The organism is Streptomyces fagopyri, from assembly GCF_009498275.1.
Taxonomy (GTDB): Bacteria; Actinomycetota; Actinomycetes; order Streptomycetales; family Streptomycetaceae; genus Streptomyces; species Streptomyces fagopyri.
In genome coordinates this window covers 8,417,449-8,435,165 of the sequence record NZ_CP045643.1, presented here as the reverse complement: position 1 = coordinate 8,435,165, position 17,717 = coordinate 8,417,449, and the positions used below count along the sequence as shown (strand labels likewise).

19 protein-coding genes are annotated in these 17,717 nt (G+C 72.2%); 9 read left to right on the top strand and 10 right to left on the bottom strand.

Annotated features, from left to right (window positions below; all coding sequences use genetic code 11):
• Nucleotides 1-31: 31 nt before the first annotated feature.
• Nucleotides 32-253, bottom strand: coding sequence for a CbtB domain-containing protein (locus GFH48_RS36480; RefSeq protein WP_153292330.1), 222 nt, complete (start codon nt 251-253; stop codon nt 32-34).
• Nucleotides 254-577: 324 nt separating this feature from the next.
• On the opposite strand from GFH48_RS36480, the gene GFH48_RS36475 reads away from it, so the two are divergent.
• Entirely contained in the window at nt 578-1,177 is a 600-nt protein-coding gene (locus tag GFH48_RS36475) for a histidine phosphatase family protein (RefSeq protein WP_153292329.1), read from the top strand.
• On the opposite strand, the gene GFH48_RS36470 is transcribed toward GFH48_RS36475, so the two are convergent.
• Together GFH48_RS36470 and GFH48_RS36465 are read right to left on the bottom strand one after the other, a co-directional pair.
• Nucleotides 1,166-1,510, bottom strand: a complete 345-nt coding sequence (locus tag GFH48_RS36470) for a ferredoxin (RefSeq protein WP_153293291.1) — start codon at nt 1,508-1,510, stop codon at nt 1,166-1,168. The two genes, GFH48_RS36475 and GFH48_RS36470, sit on opposite strands and share 12 nt — an antisense overlap.
• Before the next feature lie 156 nt (nt 1,511-1,666).
• Nucleotides 1,667-2,068, bottom strand: coding sequence for a nuclear transport factor 2 family protein (locus GFH48_RS36465; RefSeq protein ID WP_153293290.1), 402 nt, complete (start codon nt 2,066-2,068; stop codon nt 1,667-1,669).
• A gap of 84 nt (nt 2,069-2,152) precedes the next feature.
• On the opposite strand from GFH48_RS36465, the gene GFH48_RS36460 reads away from it, so the two are divergent.
• Both GFH48_RS36460 and GFH48_RS36455 read left to right on the top strand, forming a co-directional pair.
• Nucleotides 2,153-2,716: a PadR family transcriptional regulator gene (locus tag GFH48_RS36460; protein WP_153292328.1), complete on the top strand. Its 564-nt coding sequence runs from the start codon at nt 2,153-2,155 to the stop codon at nt 2,714-2,716.
• Nucleotides 2,717-2,828: 112 nt separating this feature from the next.
• Nucleotides 2,829-3,401 (top strand): TetR/AcrR family transcriptional regulator, encoded by a 573-nt coding sequence (locus GFH48_RS36455; protein WP_153292327.1) that lies wholly within the window; start codon nt 2,829-2,831, stop codon nt 3,399-3,401.
• Here GFH48_RS36455 and GFH48_RS36450 read toward each other — a convergent pair.
• Nucleotides 3,393-4,541 carry a CaiB/BaiF CoA transferase family protein gene (locus tag GFH48_RS36450; protein WP_153292326.1) on the bottom strand — a complete coding sequence of 383 codons (1,149 nt, stop codon included), beginning with the start codon at nt 4,539-4,541 and terminating at the stop codon, nt 3,393-3,395. The genes GFH48_RS36455 and GFH48_RS36450 overlap by 9 nt on opposite strands.
• Before the next feature lie 76 nt (nt 4,542-4,617).
• Between GFH48_RS36450 and GFH48_RS36445 the strand changes: the two genes are divergently transcribed.
• Nucleotides 4,618-5,808: an acyl-CoA dehydrogenase family protein gene (locus GFH48_RS36445; protein ID WP_153292325.1), complete on the top strand. Its 1,191-nt coding sequence runs from the start codon at nt 4,618-4,620 to the stop codon at nt 5,806-5,808.
• A gap of 14 nt (nt 5,809-5,822) precedes the next feature.
• Here GFH48_RS36445 and GFH48_RS36440 read toward each other — a convergent pair whose 3' ends face one another.
• Nucleotides 5,823-6,611: a polysaccharide deacetylase family protein gene (locus GFH48_RS36440; protein ID WP_153292324.1), complete on the bottom strand. Its 789-nt coding sequence runs from the start codon at nt 6,609-6,611 to the stop codon at nt 5,823-5,825.
• A 415-nt stretch (nt 6,612-7,026) separates the two neighbouring features.
• Here GFH48_RS36440 and dhaK point away from each other — a divergent pair, with 415 nt between their 5' ends.
• The 3 genes from dhaK to GFH48_RS36425 all read left to right on the top strand — a co-directional run bounded on the left by dhaK (nt 7,027) and on the right by GFH48_RS36425 (nt 9,209).
• Entirely contained in the window at nt 7,027-8,019 is a 993-nt protein-coding gene (gene dhaK / locus GFH48_RS36435; RefSeq protein ID WP_153292323.1) for a dihydroxyacetone kinase subunit DhaK, read from the top strand.
• Between the two features lie 172 nt (nt 8,020-8,191).
• Nucleotides 8,192-8,791, top strand: a complete 600-nt coding sequence (gene dhaL / locus GFH48_RS36430; protein ID WP_153292322.1) for a dihydroxyacetone kinase subunit DhaL — start codon at nt 8,192-8,194, stop codon at nt 8,789-8,791.
• Nucleotides 8,784-9,209: a PTS-dependent dihydroxyacetone kinase phosphotransferase subunit DhaM gene (locus GFH48_RS36425; RefSeq protein WP_153292321.1), complete on the top strand. Its 426-nt coding sequence runs from the start codon at nt 8,784-8,786 to the stop codon at nt 9,207-9,209. The genes dhaL and GFH48_RS36425 overlap by 8 nt, the downstream gene beginning before the upstream one ends.
• Nucleotides 9,210-9,514: 305 nt before the next feature.
• Here GFH48_RS36425 and GFH48_RS36420 read toward each other — a convergent pair whose 3' ends face one another.
• Nucleotides 9,515-10,204, bottom strand: coding sequence for a glycoside hydrolase family 75 protein (locus GFH48_RS36420; protein ID WP_228121152.1), 690 nt, complete (start codon nt 10,202-10,204; stop codon nt 9,515-9,517).
• Nucleotides 10,205-10,587: 383 nt separating this feature from the next.
• On the opposite strand from GFH48_RS36420, the gene GFH48_RS36415 reads away from it, so the two are divergent.
• Nucleotides 10,588-11,553 carry a fibronectin type III domain-containing protein gene (locus tag GFH48_RS36415; protein ID WP_228121151.1) on the top strand — a complete coding sequence of 322 codons (966 nt, stop codon included), beginning with the start codon at nt 10,588-10,590 and terminating at the stop codon, nt 11,551-11,553.
• Between the two features lie 227 nt (nt 11,554-11,780).
• Nucleotides 11,781-12,371, top strand: a complete 591-nt coding sequence (locus GFH48_RS36410) for a hypothetical protein (RefSeq protein ID WP_153292320.1) — start codon at nt 11,781-11,783, stop codon at nt 12,369-12,371.
• A gap of 92 nt (nt 12,372-12,463) precedes the next feature.
• Here the strand turns inward: GFH48_RS36410 and GFH48_RS36405 are convergent, their stop codons facing one another.
• From GFH48_RS36405 to GFH48_RS36390, 4 genes are all read right to left on the bottom strand, one after another.
• A complete protein-coding gene (locus GFH48_RS36405; RefSeq protein WP_153292319.1) occupies nt 12,464-13,078 on the bottom strand; it encodes a PadR family transcriptional regulator in 615 nt (204 codons plus the stop codon).
• A 62-nt stretch (nt 13,079-13,140) separates the two neighbouring features.
• Entirely contained in the window at nt 13,141-15,156 is a 2,016-nt protein-coding gene (locus tag GFH48_RS36400; RefSeq protein ID WP_153292318.1) for an NADPH-dependent 2,4-dienoyl-CoA reductase, read from the bottom strand.
• Nucleotides 15,157-15,554: 398 nt separating this feature from the next.
• Complete coding sequence (locus tag GFH48_RS36395; protein ID WP_153292317.1) at nt 15,555-16,373, bottom strand: putative protein N(5)-glutamine methyltransferase; 819 nt, start codon at nt 16,371-16,373, stop codon at nt 15,555-15,557.
• A gap of 192 nt (nt 16,374-16,565) precedes the next feature.
• Nucleotides 16,566-17,636 (bottom strand): ABC-2 transporter permease, encoded by a 1,071-nt coding sequence (locus GFH48_RS36390; protein WP_153293287.1) that lies wholly within the window; start codon nt 17,634-17,636, stop codon nt 16,566-16,568.
• Nucleotides 17,637-17,717 lie beyond the last annotated feature (81 nt).

Below are 17,717 nucleotides of genomic sequence, written 5' to 3'. Positions count from 1 at the left end.
CCCCGGCGGGCACCCCCTTCCGTCCGCGCCGTCAGTGGCAGGGGAATCCGAGGAGGTGGCGGGCGTCGTGCACCCACTCGTGGACGTTCTCGCCGGACACGAGGGAGGTGGCGCCCTGTTCGGCGCCGACGAAGTAGAGCAGGACCAGCATCAGGATGCCGAAGAAGACCGCCCACGGGACGATCGCCGCGATCGGCAGTCTGGCCGGAACGGCGGTGGGAGTGGCGGTCGGCTGGACGACGGACTGCGCCATGGGGCGGAACCTCCTGGGGAACTCGCGTCCCGTCTCGGTGGTGCACAGGACGACGGCCGCGGGTCTGACTTGCTCGACCTCCGCCGCCCCTGGGAGGGGTGGCGTGTGCTGGGCATACAGTGGCGCGACCGTGCCGGACTCCCACCGGACTTCCGCCGAACCGTCGTCAATATCATCCAGACCGTACCGCGAAGGCGGGGCCCGGCCAAGGGCGCGGCGGGGCAAGGCGGTTGCGCGCCGGCGGCGGCACGACGTCGGCGGATTCCCCGCTCCCGGCGGGGACTTCGGGCACGGGCGACCACGACAGCGCACGAGAGTGAACGTATGACGAGCCGAGTGATCTTGATCTCAGCCGCGCTCAGCGCGGCGCTGCGGGAGGCCCGCTTCGACGAAGGGAGCCGGGTGGAGGCAGCGGGGCTGCGGATGGCACGGGCCGCCGCGGGCGCGGTCCCCGGCGCGGAGCGGCTGTGGGTCTCCCCCAGCGTGCGGTGCCGCGAGACCGCCGACGCGCTGGGCCTGGACGCGGTGCTGGACGTACCGGAGCTGGCCGGTCTCGACGTGGGCCGTTGGCGTGGCGCGACGCTGGACGAGGTGGGCTCCGGGGAACCCGAGGCGGTGGCCCGGTGGCTGTCCGATCCCGACGCGGCGCCGCACGGCGGGGAGTCGGTGCGGGCGTTCTGCGATCGCGTGGAGGGCTGCCTCGACACGGCCGCGCGATGGACGGGACGGACCGTCGCCGTGGTGGAGCCGGAGGTGGTACGGGCCCTGGTGGTACGGGTGTTGGGCGCCCCGGAGCCGGCCTTCTGGCGGGTCGACGTACCGCCCCTGACCGCCACCGAGTTCAGCGGCCGCTCCGGGCGCTGGAACGTACGGGTCGGACGACCGCTCGCCCGGTCGGCGGAAGCCGACGACTCAGCCGGGTAGCAGCGTCGCGAGGAAGTCCGTGCAGGCCTGCGCGCACGCACGGCAGGCCCGCACGGTGACCTGGGCGCCCAGGCACCGGTCGAAGACGTCCGCGCACTCGCGGCAGACGGACCGGCACCACTCGACCTGGACACGGATGCCCGCCTCACCCCGGTGACCCTGCCCGTCCAGGACGAGGCAGGTCGCGTCACACACGTCGGCGCACATCAGGCCCATGCGCCGGGCGAGTTGCCGCACCTCGGGTCCGTCGGGATCCATGCGGCTCGCCCGCAGCGCGCAGGCGCACTCCACGCAGGCCTGCGCGCAGTCGAAGCGGTCCTCCAGGAAGCGGATCGGTTCCTGCTCGGACGCCGGTACGGTCGCCCGTTTCGCCGCTGTCTTCGCCGCCGCCGTCGCCGCCGTTGCTGTCTTCGTCGTCGTCACCGGACGCGGGTAGCCCCCGGGGGTCGCCTCGAACACCGCGTGGACGTCGGCCCCGGGGGACGCGGCTCACCGGCCCGTGGCCTCGGCCGCCTCCCGCGAGATCCGCTCGAACTGCGCGCCCATCGCCTCGGAGAGCGCGTGGGCCGCCGAGAGAGGGCGGACCATGACCATCAGGTCGTCGATCCTGCCGTCCTCGTCGAAGTGCAAGAAGTCGCAGCCGTTGATCTCCTTGTCGCCCACCTTCGCCGTGAAGACCAGCGCGTGGTCACGGCCGTCGGCACCCGCGATCTCCCGTACGTAGCGGAAGTCGGTGAAGACGCGGGTGACGCCGCGCAGGATGGCCGCGGTGATCGCCTTGCCCGGGTAGGGCTTGAAGGCGACGGGGCTGGTGAACACGACGTCGTCGGCCAGCAGCTCCTCGACCGCGGCGAGGTCACCGGCCTCCACGGCCTTGCGGAAGGGATGCATCTGGGTCTCCGCTCTCATAGTCAACTAATTGAATAAGTGCGCAACAGATTAGTCGCGGGGGTGAATGCCGTCTAGCCTTGGCCCATGGCATTGCGCAACGCGGTCCTCGCCGCGCTCCTGGAGGGTGAGGCGTCGGGGTACGACCTGGCCAAGGGTTTCGACGCCTCGGTGGCCAATTTCTGGATGGCAACCCCCCAGCAGCTCTACCGGGAGCTGGAGCGGATGACGTCCGACGGACTCATCGAGGCCCGGCTGGTACGGCAGGAGCGGCGCCCTAACAAACGGGTCTTCTCCCTCACCGCGGCGGGCCGCGCCGCCCTGCGCGAGTTCACGGCCGACCCTCCGAAGCCCACCGCCATCCGGGACGAGCTGCTGGTCAAGGTGCAGGCCGTCGACGCGGGCGACGACACGGCGGTACGGGCGGCGATCACCGAGCGGCTGGAGTGGGCGCGCGCCAAGCTGGCCCGCTACGAACGACTGCGCGCGCGGTTGCTGGACGGACGCACGGAGGAGGAGTTCCTGGTCCGCGCGGAACGTGTGGGTCCCTATCTCACGCTGATGCGCGGACGTTCCTTCGAGGAGGAGAACATCCGGTGGGCCGAGCGGGCCCTGGACATCCTGGAACGGCGGGCCACGGTGCGCCCCTGAGGGCTGTCCCGCCAGGCCCCGGGGAAGCCGGCCCGGCTCGGCCGGAAGCGTGCCGGGCCGGCCCTCACCGCCGGGATCCGGGCCCTCGGGGGTGAACGGTTACGCTGAGGTCATGCCGTCCACACGTCGAACAGCGCGCCAGACAGATCTCCTCGAACGGCTCGTCGTCCTGCTGACGGCGGAGGGGTTCGCGTCGTTCACGCTGGACGAGCTGACCGAACGGCTGCGTTGCTCGAAGACGACGCTCTACCAACTCGCGGGAAGCAAGCAGGAGTTGGTCCGGGAGGCGGTCAAGCACTACTTCCGGGAGGCGGCCGGCGCCATCGAGAAGCAGGTGGCGGACACCTCCGCGCCGGCCGACCGCGTGGTGGTCTACCTGAACGCGGTCGCCGAGCGGCTGCGTCCGCTGTCCCGGCGATTCCTCGACGACATGGCCGAGTTCGAACCGGCCCGTGAGGTGTACGAGGCCAACACACGCCTCGCCGCCGCCCGGATCAGGCAGTTGATCGCGGACGGCGTCGCCGCGGGCGCGTTCCGTGACGTCCACGCCGCCTTCGTGGGCGAGGTGGTGGCCGCCACCATGCAGGAGATCCAGCGCGGCGAGGTGGCCGCGCGCACCGGGCTGAGCGACGCGGAGGCCTACGCGGAGCTGGCCTCGCTCATCGTGCACGCCGTCTCACCCTGACCGGACCGCGGGGGGCGAGGACTCGACGCCCCAGTCACGGAGCACCGCCTCGGTGTCCGCGCCCGCCGCACCTGGCGCCGACGGCTGTCCGTTCGGGGTGCGGGAGAACCGCGGCGCGGGGGCGGCCTGCAGGATGCCGTCCACCTCGACCAGGGTGCGCCGGGCCACCATGTGCGGGTGCGCTCCCGCCTCGGCGAAGGTGAGCACGGGTGTCACGCACGCGTCCGTACCGGCGAAGTGCTCCGCCCACTCGTCGCGCGTGCGGGAGGTGAACCTGCCCGTGAACCGGGACCGCAGCACCGGCCACCCGTCACGGTCGCCCTGCGCGGGCAGCTCGGCGGGGACGAGATCCAGCCCGTCGAGCAGGGCCGCGAAGAACTGCGGTTCGAGCGCGGCGACGGCCACGTACTTGCCGTCGCCGCACACATAGGTGTCGTAGAAGGGCGCGGCCCCGTCGAGAAGGTTCGAACTGCGCTCGTCCGACCACTCCCCCATGCCGCGCAGCGCGTACGCCATCTGGCCCAGCAGCGCCGTCCCGTCCACCATGGCGGCGTCGACGACCTGCCCGGCGCCCGACCGGGTGCGCTCCCAGAGCGCGGCGAGTACACCCACGACCAGGAGCATGGATCCGCCGCCGAAGTCCCCCACGAGGTTCAGCGGCGGGGCCGGCGGGCCGTCGCCCCGGCCCATCGCGTGCAGGACACCGGTGAGCCCGATGTAGTTCAGGTCGTGTCCGGGATCCCGGGCGAGCGGCCCGTCCTGGCCCCAGCCGGTGATCCGGGCGTAGACGAGCCCCGGGTTCGCCCGGCGGCAGTCGTCCGGGCCGATCCCGAGCCGCTCGGCGACACCGGGCCGCAGGCCCTCGATGAGGACGTCGGCCCGCGCCGCCAGCGCTCGCACCAGCGTCCGCCCCGCGGTCTCCTTGAGATCGGCGAAGACCGACCGGCGGCCACGCTGCACGGCGTCGGTCGCGCCGGGGGCGCCCAGGCTGAGCGCCCGCCCGGACGGCCGTTCGACCCGCACCACGTCGGCGCCGAGGTCGGCCAGCACCATGGCCGCGTGCGGAGCCGGCCCGAGTCCCGCGAGTTCCAGGACGCGCAGCCCCGCGAGCGGGCCGACGGATCCATCTCTGCACTGCATGGCCATACGGTACCAAAAACGATACTGTTGTATCGATCGCCGTATCATTAATTCCCCGAGCGACCGAGGAATCACCATGCCAGCCACCCGAACGCTGCCCTCGCCGGAAGCCGTCGACCTGATCGGCCTGACCCGCGAGCTCGCCGAGAAGGAGCTCGCCCCTCGCGTCGCCGAGGCCGAGGCCGAGGAGAAGTTCCCGCGCGAGGTCTTCCGCACCCTCGGCCGGGCCGGCCTGCTGAGCCTGCCGTACGCCGAGGAGTACGGCGGTGGCGGCCAGCCGTACGAGGTCTACCTCCAGGTCGTCGAGGAGATCGCCGCCGTGTGGGCCAGCGTCGCGGTCGGCGTCTCGGTGCACGCGCTGTCCTGCTTCGGCCTCGCCGCGTTCGGCACACGGGAGCAGAAGGACAAGTGGCTGCCCGGCATGCTCGGCGGCGAGCTGCTCGGCGCCTACTGCCTGTCGGAGGCCCATGCCGGATCCGACCCCGGGGCGATGCGCACGCGGGCCGTCAGGGACGGCGACCACTACGTGCTCGACGGTGCCAAGGCGTGGACCACGCACGGCGGCCACGCGGACTTCTACACGGTCATGGCGCGGACGTCCGACACGGGCTCGCGGGCCATTTCCTGCTTCCTCGTCCCGGCCGACACCCCCGGCGTCATCGCCGATCCGCCCGAGCACAAGATGGGCCTGACCGGATCGGCCACCGCCACGGTGCGCCTGGAGAGCGCCCGCGTTCCCGTGGAGCACCGGATAGGCGAGGAGGGACAGGGCCTCGCGATCGCCTTCGCCGGGCTGGACTGCGGCCGGCTGGGCATCGCCTCGGTGGCCACGGGTCTGGCCCAGGGAGCGCTGGACCACGCGCTGCGCTACTCCCGGGAGCGGGAGACCTTCGGGCGCCCCATCATCGAACACCAGGGACTTGCCTTCGTCCTCGCGGACATGGCCGCGGCCGTACAGGCCTCCCGCGCCACCACGCTCGCCGCCGCGCGGCTCAAGGACCAGGGGCTCCCGTTCAGCTGCGAGGCGTCCGTCGCCAAGCTGATCGCCACCGACAACGCCATGAAGGTCACCACCGACGCCGTCCAGGTGCTGGGGGGCGCGGGGTACACCCGTGACTTCCCGGTCGAGCGCTACATGCGCGAGGCCAAGGTCATGCAGATCTTCGAGGGCACCAACCAGATCCAGCGTCTGATCATCGGCCGGGCGCTGCGGGAGAGCGACCGGGGGACCCTCAGGGTTCACGACCAGGGGACGCACCGGTCCTGACGGACGCCTTCGGGTCAGCGCACGGGGAAACCGAAGGAGTACCCCTGTCGCCTCAGCCACGGCAGGAGCTCGCGCAGGGCCTCGACGCTCTCGGAGCGGTCACCGCCCGCGTCGTGGAAGAGGACGGTCGGGCCGTTGGCGATCTCCTGCTTGACGGTGGCGACCAGGACGTCGGTGCCGGGCCGCTCGAAGTCCTTGGAGTCGACGTTCCAGCCCAGCGGCCGCATCCCGCGCGAGGCGGCCAGCTTGCGGCTGTACGGCGTGAAGGCGCCGCCCGGGGCCCGGTAGTACTGCGGCCGGACTCCCCCGGACGCCTTGGTGATCATGCGTTCGGCGTCCAGGATCTGCCGCGACTGGTAGGACTCGGACTTGGTGTCCATGGTGGTGTCGTGCGACACCGTGTGGTCGCACAGCCGGTGCCCGGCCGCCACGACCGCCCTGACCAGGTCCGGGTGCGCCTGGGCCTGCGTTCCCACCATGCAGAACGTGGCCTTCACGCCGTACTCCCGCAGTACCTCCAGCACCCGCGGTGTCCAGACCGGGTCCGGTCCGTCGTCGATGGTGATGTTGACGCCCCGGGCGCCGCGGTCCGAGGCATGGGTGATGGTCACCGACACCGGCACTCTCGCGGGCCCCTGGGCGTTCGGCCAGGAAGGGCGGACCACCTCTTCCGCCCGCGCCGGCCGGCCGGCGACGGGCCCGGCCTGCGCGCTCCACACCGAAGTGGTGACGGCGACCGCCGTCACGCCGACCGCCGCCGCGAGTACCCGGCCGTACCATCCCCGCCCGCCGTGCCACACCATGTCCGTCCCGCCCCTTGCCGTCTCGTCGTTCCCGTGCACCCGTCAGGACGAGGGAAATCCAGCGCCGGATCCGTCGGTTGCCGCTCACCGGCGATTCCGCGGGGGTTCGGCGACCTCACCGCGCCGTCCGCCACGACAGGGACGGCAGTGTCACCCCTCGCCACTACCGCGTGCTCTGCGGGGACCCGCGCCCCGGACGGCGAGGGGGGCGGCGGAGCGTCCGAACCGGCAGGTACACGACCCGAACCGACCCGAGCGTGTCGGTACACGTGACCATCGCCCCTCCAAGACCGATACTTCGCAGTGACGAGCCCTCAGCACCGACGGACCGCCGGAACCGAACGCTCTCCTCGCCCAACGAACGGACGAGAACACAGGTCACGGGCTCCACTCTTACGCTCACCAGGAGGTACCCATGAAGATGCTGATCAACGTGGCGGAGACGGTGGTCGCGGACGCCCTGCGGGGTATGGCGGCCGCGCACCCGGACCTCACCGTGGACGTCGAGAACCGCGTGATCGTACGGCGTGACGCCCCGTTGGCCGGAAAGGTGGGGCTGGTCTCCGGCGGCGGATCGGGTCACGAGCCCCTGCACGGCGGTTTCGTCGGTCCCGGAATGCTGTCGGCGGCCTGTCCGGGCGAGGTCTTCACCTCTCCCGTACCGGACCAGATGCTGCGGGCCGCCGCCGCCGTGAACAGTGGCGCGGGAGTGCTGTTCATCGTGAAGAACTACACCGGTGACGTCCTGAACTTCGACATGGCGGCCGAACTCGCCGAGGACGAGGGCATCCAGATCGCCAAGGTGCTGGTCAACGACGACGTCGCCGTCACCGACAGTCTCTACACGGCCGGCCGGCGCGGTACGGGCGCGACACTGTTCGTGGAGAAGATCGCGGGCGCCGCGGCCGAGGAGGGCGCGCCGCTGGAGCGGGTGGAGTCGCTGGCCCGTCAGGTCAACGAGAACTCCCGGAGCTTCGGTGTCGCGCTCAGTGCCTGCACCACGCCGGCCAAGGGCAGCCCGACCTTCGACCTGCCGCCCGGGGAACTGGAACTGGGCGTCGGCATCCACGGCGAGCCCGGCCGGGAGCGGCGCGCGATGATGACCTCCCGCGAGATCGCCGACTTCTCGGTGCACGCGATCCTGGAGGACATGAATCCGCGCAACCCCGTCCTCCTCCTGGTCAACGGCATGGGCGCGACGCCCCTCCTGGAGCTGTACGGGTTCAGCGCGGAGGTGCAGCGGGTGCTCGGCGAGCGCGGGATCCCCGTCGCGCGCACGCTGGTCGGCAACTACGTCACCTCGCTGGACATGGCCGGCGCCTCGGTGACGCTGTGTCAGGTGGACGAGGAACTGCTGCGATTGTGGGACGCGCCGGTGAAGACACCGGGGCTGCGCTGGGGCGTGTGAACCGGCCCGCCGCCCGGCAGGCCGTGACCACGGCCACCGCCACCGCCACTGCCACTGCCACCGCCACTGCCACTGCCACTGCCACTGCCACGGACGTGGTCACCGCTACGACCGCGGCCACATCCACGACTCATCTCATCCGTCCAACGCTGGTACCACGCAAGGAGATTCTGTGCTCGACGCCGATTTCTTCCGCCGCTGGATGACGGCGACCGCCGCGTCGGTGGAACGTGAGGCGCAGCGGCTCACGGCTCTGGACTCACCGATCGGTGACGCCGACCACGGCAGCAATCTGCAGCGCGGGTTCATCGCCGTGGTGAACGTGCTGGAGAAGGACGCGCCGGACACTCCCGGCGCCGTCCTCCAACTGGCCGGACGCCAGCTGATCTCCACGGTCGGCGGTGCGTCGGGGCCTTTGTACGGCACGCTGCTGCGCCGTACCGGAAAGGCTCTCGGGGACGCCTCCGAGGTCTCCGGGGAACAGTTCACCGACGCGCTGCGGGCAGGCGTCGACGCGGTCATGGCGCTGGGCGGGGCCGCCCCCGGCGACAAGACGATGATCGACGCGCTGGTGCCCGCGGTGGACGCGCTGTCCGACTCCTTCACCGCCGCGGCCGCCGCCGCGGAGGAGGGCGCCGCCGCCACGATCCCGTTGCAGGCCCGCAAGGGCAGGGCGAGTTATCTGGGCGAGCGCAGCATCGGGCACCAGGATCCCGGCGCCACCTCGTCGTCCCTGCTGATCGGAGCACTCGTGGAGGCGTCCGGTGAGTGACTCGGGGAACACCGCGGACGGGCTCGTCGGCATCGTGCTCGTCTCGCACAGCGCCGCCGTCGCCGCCTCGGTCGCCGAACTGGCGACGGGGCTCGCGGGCGGCGGCACGATCGCGCCCGTCGCCCCGGCCGGCGGTACGGCGGACGGCGGTCTCGGCACCAGCGCCGAACTGATCTCGGCGGCTGCCGCCTCCGTGGACCGTGGCGCCGGGGTGGCCGTCCTCATGGATCTGGGCAGCGCGGTGCTCACGGTGAAGGCCCTCCTCGCGGAGGGCGACGAACTGCCCGGCAACACCCGCCTGGTGGACGCCCCCTTCGTCGAAGGCGCGGTGGCCGCGGTCGTCACGGCCTCGGCGGGAGCGGACCTCGCGGCCGTCGAGGCGGCGGCCGCGGAGGCGTACACGTACCGCAAGGCATGAATCCGCAGGGCATGAGGCGTGATGGTGTGAGGCCGGATGGTGTGAGGCCGGATGGTGTGAGGCCGCATGGAGTGAGGCCGCGCGTCGTGGGGCGGGCGCGCGAGGGCTGTACGGGCGGACGGCCGAGGCCCGCCGCTCCTTGACCGGGGCGGAGGTCCAGGGCCGGAGCCGAAGTCCCGGATCCGGAGCCCTCGGGTTCACCCCGGGGGCTCCCCGTCCGGCGTGGGCTCCGCGGGGCCAGCCTCCTTCCGTCACGGCGGCGACGGTGCCGCGGGCGGTCCGCCGGGGTCGGGGGGCGCCGCCGCTCATCCGTCCCGCAGGAACAGCCTGGCCAGCCGCTCGCCCTCCGCCACAGCGGCCGCGTGGTCCTCGATGGGCTTCACCTGGGAGTCGCGGAATGCGATGTAGGTGACCCCTGACGCCGTCCCGCCGTCACGCGGATCGGTTCGGATGCCGAGCGCCTTGGCGGTGGCGTACGAGGCCTCGCCGATGATGTGGCGGGGGCCGGTGTCGCCGACAACCGCGTACTGGACCCGGTCCCGGTAGATCACGGCGACCACCGACCCGCCGCCGATGCCCTGGTCGCGGTGGTCCCACACGCCGCTGGGCGCGGGCACCACGACGTACGGGAGGGTCTCGGCGCTCAGGTAGCGGCCGTCCGTCTGCCGGTAGGCGGTGGCGGCGGAGAAGAGCGGATCGGTCCGCCGGTTGCACAGGTCCCCGGGGCGGCCGTCGCAGTCGATGTCCATGTCGGCCTTCCAGAAGACGACGCCCCGCGCCCCGCAGACGGGGATCTCGGCGCGGGTGCCTTCGTCGGTGCGGTAGCGCCCCTTCGACACGGGAACGCATTCGCGCACCTTCGCGAGGAGCTCGGCGGCCCGCACGGTTCCCTCGCCCACCGCGGGCGCGGTGGGGTCCGGGTCGGCGGCGGCGCACATCGCGGGAACGAGCACGACGACGCCGGCCGCGGCCAGCACGAGCGACCGGACACGCAAAGCACGCAGGGCACGCACGATGGGGGACCCTCTCCCGGGAGACGTTGACGGGCTCTCACCCAATCTGGTGCGCGTCCTACAGCGCGTCCACCTGGGAGGGCCGGAAGGAGCACGGCGGACCGGGCGGGCGCATGCCGCGGCCGAGGGCCCGGTCCTCGGTCGGTCCGGGCCGCTCGGCCGCCCTCGCCGGCGCGGGAACAGCGACGACAGCGGTCCGCGCCGTGGGCGCGAACTCCCCTGAGTGGTGGGTGAGTTCGCGCCGCGTCAGGGATCAGCATACGTAGCCGGCGGCGGTCCGACGAACGGCCGTCCGCGCCCTTGATGTGGCCACGCCGACCGTGTCTTATAGGTACAGACCAATCCCGTCGAGGGGAGGCAGGCCCGTGCGACGCGTTTTCCCCGCGGTGGTGTGCGGCTCACTGTTCGTCCTGACCTCGTGCGCCGGAGGCGCGGACGACCCCGGTGGCCCGCTGCCCCCGGCCCCGATGGGGGTCACGGCCGCGGCGGGCAGTGCGACCAGCGTGCACGTGATGTGGAACCGGGTCTCGGGAAAGCCGGAGGTCACCGCCTACGAGGTGTATCGCGGCACCACCAAGGTCGACCGGGTGCCCGGCGCCGAGCACATGGTGGATGTCACCAGGCTCGCTCCGGCCACGGCCTACGTCTTCACCGTCCGGGCCCTGGACTCCGACGGGAACCCCGGACCGCCGAGTGCCGCGGTCCGGGCGACCACACCTGCGGCGGTCGCCGCGGACCGTACCCCGCCGAGCCGGCCCGGCCGGCCCAGCGGCAAGGCGGTCGGGAGCCGGGCGGCGCAATTGGAGTGGTCGCCGTCCACCGACGCGCGCGGTGTCGCCTCGTACGACATCTACCAGGGCGACTCGAAGATCCACAGCGTCGGCGGCGCACAGACCGCGACGGTGGTCACCGGGCTGCGCCCGGGCACCGACTACTCCTTCACCGTCAGGGCACGCGACGCCGCCGACAACGTCTCCCCCGCGAGCGCCGCCGTACGGCTGGCCACCGAACCGGGCGCCGGCGACGGCCGGGGCACCGCGCCGACCGAGTTCGGCGTCCGCGCCCACCGCAAGGACGGCGCCTACTACCTGGACCTGTCCTGGATCCCGCCGCGCACGGACGGAGTGATCACGGAGTACCGGATCGACCTGGACGGACATCAGGCGACCTCGCTCGTCTGGGGCGGCACACCCCCGCGTGGCCGGTCCACGTACAGCTTCTACGTCGGCCGGGACGCCGGGGTCGTGTACCGGGTGCGGTTGCGGGCGAAGCTGCCGGACGGGACCTGGGGCGGGTTCTCGGCGGAACGGTCCGTGACGACGGGAGGGTGATACGGGAGGTGGGTGACCGCGGGCGACGCGTGACGGCGAGGGGCGCGTGACGGCGGGCGACGGCCGGGAGCCGTCCGCCGGACGAAGGAATTCGTCACCTGCCCGGTCTTGTCCGCGTGCGGGCCAGGCCGGGGGCCCGTTGGCTCGTCCCGAGACAGCACGGGCCCTTCCCCCTCCTCGGCGGCGCATCGGGCGTCCCGCCGGCCGTGCCGCTGGAGGACAGTCCAATGCGCACTACTCGGGATCTCCGCCGCTCGGGCCTGGCCACGGCCGCCGCAGTGCTTCCGCTGGCCCTGGCCGCGGCGACCGCCGCCGCGGCGGCTTCGGGCATCTCTGTGAGCACCAGCGGTTCCGAGGTCACGGTCACCACCCGCGCCTGTCGGAGCGTGGACGGGGGTTTCGGCAGCGCCTCCCTGCTCTCCCCTGGGCAGTCGGACTTCTCCCAGGGGCGACAGATGTCCCTGACCGGGACGAGCGCGGGTCAGTCGGCGGTGTGGTCGGGCGTCGGCGCCGGCACGTACACCGTCATCGTGCTCTGCCAGGACGGGCGGACGGCGGGTACTCAGGCCGTACGCGTCTCCGCGCCTTCGACACCTCCGCCGTCTCCCTCACCGTCGGTGGCTTCGACGTCCTCGGCGTCCGCCGCACCCGCACTCCCCCCGACGGCGGCGCCGACCCGCGGGGTGTCGGCCGGTCTCGGCGGGACGGCCACGGACCACAGCACGGCCACCACGGTGGTCGGCGGGACCCTCGTCACCACGGCGGTCGTGAGCACGGTCTGGTTCCTGCGCCGCCGGTCCGAGCCCCAACGGCTGTGACCCACCGGCGCTGCCGCAATCACTCTGACCCACCAAGACCGGCCCACCACAGTGACGGTCGCTCGTCCGGCGCGGGACACACCCACCTCGCCTCAGCCCGACGCGGACCGGTCCTCCCCCGGAGCATCCGACGCGGGCCCGGAGTCGGACTCCTCCCGCCGCGCGCGCGGGTCTCCCAGGTGCTCGAACTCCTCCAGCGCATGGCCCAGCCACTGGGTCCAGAAGGTCTCCAGATCGATACCGGCCCGCAGCACCAGATGCCGCAGACGATCCTCGGGAGCGCTCCTGCCAGGTGGGAAGTCCCGTTCCTGGATCTCCTCGTACTCCGCCAACTGCTCCTGATGCAGGGCGAGATGCCGACGCAGATCGGCCTCGATGCCCGCGGTGCCGACGACCGCCGAGGCCCGCAGCCGCAGCAGCATCGTGTCGCGCAGGGGCTTGGGCTCCTGACTCACCGCGGTCCAGCGGGCCAGCTCGTCGCGGCCCGCCGGCAGCACCTCGTAGCTCTTCTTCTGTCCGCGGGCCGGCTGCGCGGTCGGCAGGGCGCGGATGTATCCCCCGGACTCCAGCCTTCCCAGCTCGCGGTAGATCTGCTGATGCGTCGCCGACCAGAAGTAGCCGATCGATTTGTCGAACCGCCTGGTGAGTTCGAGTCCCGACGAGGGCCTTTCGAGGAGAGCGGTGAGGATCGCGTGCGGCAGTGACATGGGCTCATCCTAGGGAGGGCCGCCCGCCGGGGACGGCCCTCGCTGTCGTGCGCGACCGGCTCCTACAGTGCCGCCGCCAGCTCCGTGCCCTGCTTGATGGCCCTCTTGGCGTCCAGCTCGGCGGCCACGTCGGCGCCGCCGATCAGATGCACGCTGCGCCCCGCGGCGGACAGCTCCTCGTACAGGTCGCGGCGAGGCTCCTGCCCGGTGCACAGCACGATGGTGTCGACCTCCAGCACCTGGCCCGTGCCGTCGACGGTGACGTGCAGTCCCGCGTCGTCGATCCGGTCGTACCGGACGCCCGCAACCATGGTCACGCCCCGGTGCTTGAGTTCGGTGCGGTGGATCCAGCCCGTGGTCTTGCCGAGGCCGGCGCCGACCTTGGACGCCTTGCGCTGCAGGAGGTGGACCGTGCGCGGCGGTGCGGGCCGGTCGGGTGCGCCCAGGCCGCCGGGAGCGCGGTAGTCCATGTCGACGCCCCAGTTGCGGAAGTAGGTCGCCGGGTCCTCGCTCGCCTTGTCACCGCCGTCGGTCAGGTACTCGGCGACGTCGAAGCCGATGCCGCCCGCGCCGAGGATCGCGACCCGGTCGCCGACGGGGGCGCCGTCCCGCAGGACGTCGAGGTAGCCGACGACACTGGGGTGGTCGACGCCGGGTATCTCGGGGGTGCGCGGACGCACGCCGGTGGCGACCACCACTTCGTCGTAGCCGGACAGGTCACCGGCGGCGACGCGGGTGTTCAACCGCACGTCCACACCGTGCCGTTCGAGCTGGGTCCGGAAGTACCGGATCGTCTCGTCGAACTCCTGCTTGCCGGGGACCTTGCGGGCCACGTTCAGCTGGCCGCCGATCTCACCGGCCGCGTCGTAGAGCGTGACGTCGTGGCCGCGCTCGGCCGTGGAGACCGCGCAGGCCAGTCCGGCGGGGCCCGCGCCCACCACGGCGACGCGCTTGCGCAGCCGGGTCGGGGAGAGGACCAGCTCGGTCTCGTGGCAGGCCCGCGGGTTCACCAGGCACGAGGTGATCCGGCCGCTGAAGGTGTGGTCGAGGCAGGCCTGGTTGCAGCCGATGCAGGTGTTGATGGCCTCCGGCTGCCCGGCCGCCGCCTTGGCGACGAAGTCGGGGTCGGCGAGCATTGGCCGGGCGAGCGACACCATGTCCGCGTGGCCGTCCGCGAGCAACTGCTCGGCGATTTCAGGGGTGTTGATGCGGTTGGTGGTCACGAGGGGGACTGAGACCGCGCCCATCACCTTCTTGGTCACCCAGGCGTAGGCGCCGCGCGGCACGGAGGTGGCGATGGTGGGGATACGGGCCTCGTGCCAGCCGATGCCGGTGTTGATGATCGTGGCTCCGGCGGCCTCCACGGCCCGGGCGAGCGTGATCACCTCGTCCAGGGAGGAGCCACCGGGCACCAGGTCCAGCATCGAGAGGCGGTAGATGATGATGAAGTTCTCGCCGACGGCCTCGCGCACCCGGCGGACGATCTCGACGGGGAACCGCATCCGGTTCTCGTAGGAGCCGCCCCAGCGGTCCTCGCGCCGGTTGGCCTGGACGGCGATGAACTCGTTGATCAGGTAGCCCTCGGAGCCCATGATCTCGACGCCGTCGTAGCCGGCCCGCTGCGCGAGCCGGGCGGCGCGCGCGTAGTCGTCGATCGTCTGCTCGACCTCGGCGTCGGTGAGCGCGTGCGGCGTGAAGGGGCTGATCGGTGCCTGAAGGGCACTGGGCGCGACCAGGTCCTGATGGTAGGCGTAGCGCCCGAAGTGCAGGATCTGCATCGCGATCTTCCCGCCCTCGCGGTGCACCGCGGCGGTGATCCCGGCGTGCTGGTCGGCCTCGGCCTCGGTGGTCAGCTTGGCGCCGCCCTCGTAGGGCCGGCCCGCGTCGTTGGGGGCGATACCGCCGGTGACCATGAGGCCGACACCGCCGCGCGCGCGGGTGGCGTAGAACTCCGCCATCCGCTCGAAGCCTCGCTCGGCCTCCTCCAGACCCACGTGCATGGAGCCCATGAGGACGCGGTTGGGCAGCGTGGTGAATCCCAGGTCGAGCGGGTTCAGCAGGTGCGGGTAACGGCTCATCGGGCCCTCCGTGCGCGGTGTCGTACGTCTGTTGTAGACGAACGGGCACGCCTTGTGCAACTAGTTGCACAATGAGGAGGGTCACTCGGAATCCCTCGGACGGTGGCCACCCGGCGCGCACAGCCGCGCCACCACCCCGGCCCTGCCCCGCCCCGCCCGGCCCTGCCACGCCACGCCACGCCACGCCACGCGGAACTCCCGGGCGCCGCTCACGGTCCGGCCTCGGCCCCCCACCTCCGCTCGGCCACGGCATGGCGGCGCGACCGGAGCGGGGTGACGATCAGGGCCCGGACGCAGCATGGGGGAGCGACCGGGCCCGGTCGAGCAGGGCCCGGTCACTCGGGGCCCGGCCACTCAGAGCCGTGCCGCTCAGGACCAGATCGCTCAGGGCCGGTCGCTCACGGTCGGTCGCTCAGGGTTCGGTCACTCAGGGTTCGGTCACTCAGGGGTCTGGTGCCGATGACGACATTGGCGTACAGCTCGTCGGAGACGGCCAGGCGGGCGATGAGGCCGCCGCGGGCGAAGGCCTCGACGGCCAGGGGCGCCTGGGGTTCGCTCGTCTCGACCAGGAGGCTGCCACCGGGGGCCAGCCAGCGGGGCGCCTCCTCGGCCACCCGGCGCAGGATGTCGAGGCCGTCCGCGCCGCCGTCGAGGGCGGTGCGCGGTTCGTGGTCGCGGGCCTCGGGCGGCAGCAGGCCGACCTCGTCCGTGGGGACGTACGGCACGTTGGCTGCGAGGATGTCGACGCGGCCGCGCAGGATGTCGGGGAGGGCCGCGTACAGGTCGCCCTGGTGGACCAGACCCCCGTAGGGCGCGACGTTGCGGCGGGCACAGCGGACCGCGGCCGGGTCGATGTCGGCGGCGTGCAGTTCGGGTGAGCCGAGGGACGCGGCCAGCGCGGCGCCGACCGCACCCGAGCCGCAGCACAGATCCACCACCAGGGAGACGTTCCGCCCCAGGGCGACGGCCCGGTCGACGAGGAACTCGGTACGGCGGCGCGGCACGAACACACCCGGCCCCACGGCGATGCGCAGACCGTGGAACCCGGCCCAGCCGAGGACGTGTTCGAGGGGAAGTCCCGAGGCGCGCCGGTCCACCATGGCGGTGACCTCGTCCGGGGTGCGGGCGGTGGAGAGTATCAACTCCGCCTCGTCCTCGGCGAAGACACAGCCTGCGGCACGGAGAGCGGCGACAACGGAAACGGATGGAGAAGGCATGGAAGCCGAGAGCCTTTCGGTGAGCCGAAGGGCGCTCTCGTGGTCACCTACCGGCGGTGAGCCGCGTCGACCCGAGGTGAGAGCACCCGACCTGAACTGGCGGTAATGGGTCCCACCTCCTCGGCAACTCCTGGGCTGGGGCGTTCCACAGCCGGAACGGTCACCTTACAGGAACCGTCCCACGGGAACCGGTCAGACCGCGACGGACTCCTCCAGCTCCTCCGCGGCCTCCCGCTCCCGCGCGGCACCGCTCTGTTCGGTCTCCTCCGGCGGCGCCGGTACGGACTCCTCCCGTACGGCTCCCCTGGCACGCCGGCGTTCGACGGCGCCGGCGACGGCCGTGACCAGCAGACCGAAGGCCAGCCAGATGGCCAGCGTCCACACGTCGCCGCCCAGTCCGTCACGGTCGAAGTAGAGGAGGCTGCGGACGCCCTCGACGAAGCCGGCGCCGTTCCAGAAGGAGTGCAGCGCGCCGAAGAAGCCGTTTTGCAGCTCGGGCCGGAACAGGCCGCCGGAACTGGTGAAGTTGAGCATCACGAAGAGCACCATCATGGTGAGCGTGGTCCACCGCTTGAGGAACGTGTGGAGGCCGACGCCGACGAAGAGGATGCCCGCCGAGTAGAGCCAGGCCATGCCCCACACGCTCGTGAGGTCGTGGTGCGCGAGATGGAAGACAGGTCCGGCGAGCAGGGCGCCGATGGCGCTCACCACCGCCGAGACCCCGACGGCCAGCAGGGCTCGTATCCGCAGCGACAGCTCCGCGCCGGCGGCGCCGAGCGTGGCGACCGACGCGTACGAACCGATGCTCAGCGCGATCAGCAGGAAGAACAGCCCCTGGCCCGTGGGGTCGTCGGCGACCGGCGGGGCGACGTCGGTGACCTTCAGGGCCGCGCCCTGCCGGGCGGCGACCGGTGTGAAGACCTTCTCGACAGCCGTGGCGCCCATGTCGGACGCGGCGGTGGCGACGACGAGTTCGGGTGACCGGGCCCCCGGCACATAGGCGCCCGTGATGTCACGGGACCTGAGCAGGCCGACGGCCTCGGTGCGGGTCGCGACGGTCCGCACGTCGAGCTTGCTTCCCGCCGCGTCCTTGACGGTCTGGGCGAACACCTTCGTCTCGGCGCCGGAGCCCACGACCGCCACGGGGAGGTGGTGCGGCTCGGGCGTGACAAACGCGCCCATATAGGCCAACCCCATACCGAGACACATCAGCAGCGGGGTGACCAGGTGCGTGAGTACATGGCGCAGGGCCGGTGAGCGCAGTCCGATGAGCACGGAACCTCCTTTGATTGGCATATACAACTATCTATCAAGTTGTACTATACAACCAGGAGAGCGGGAGGG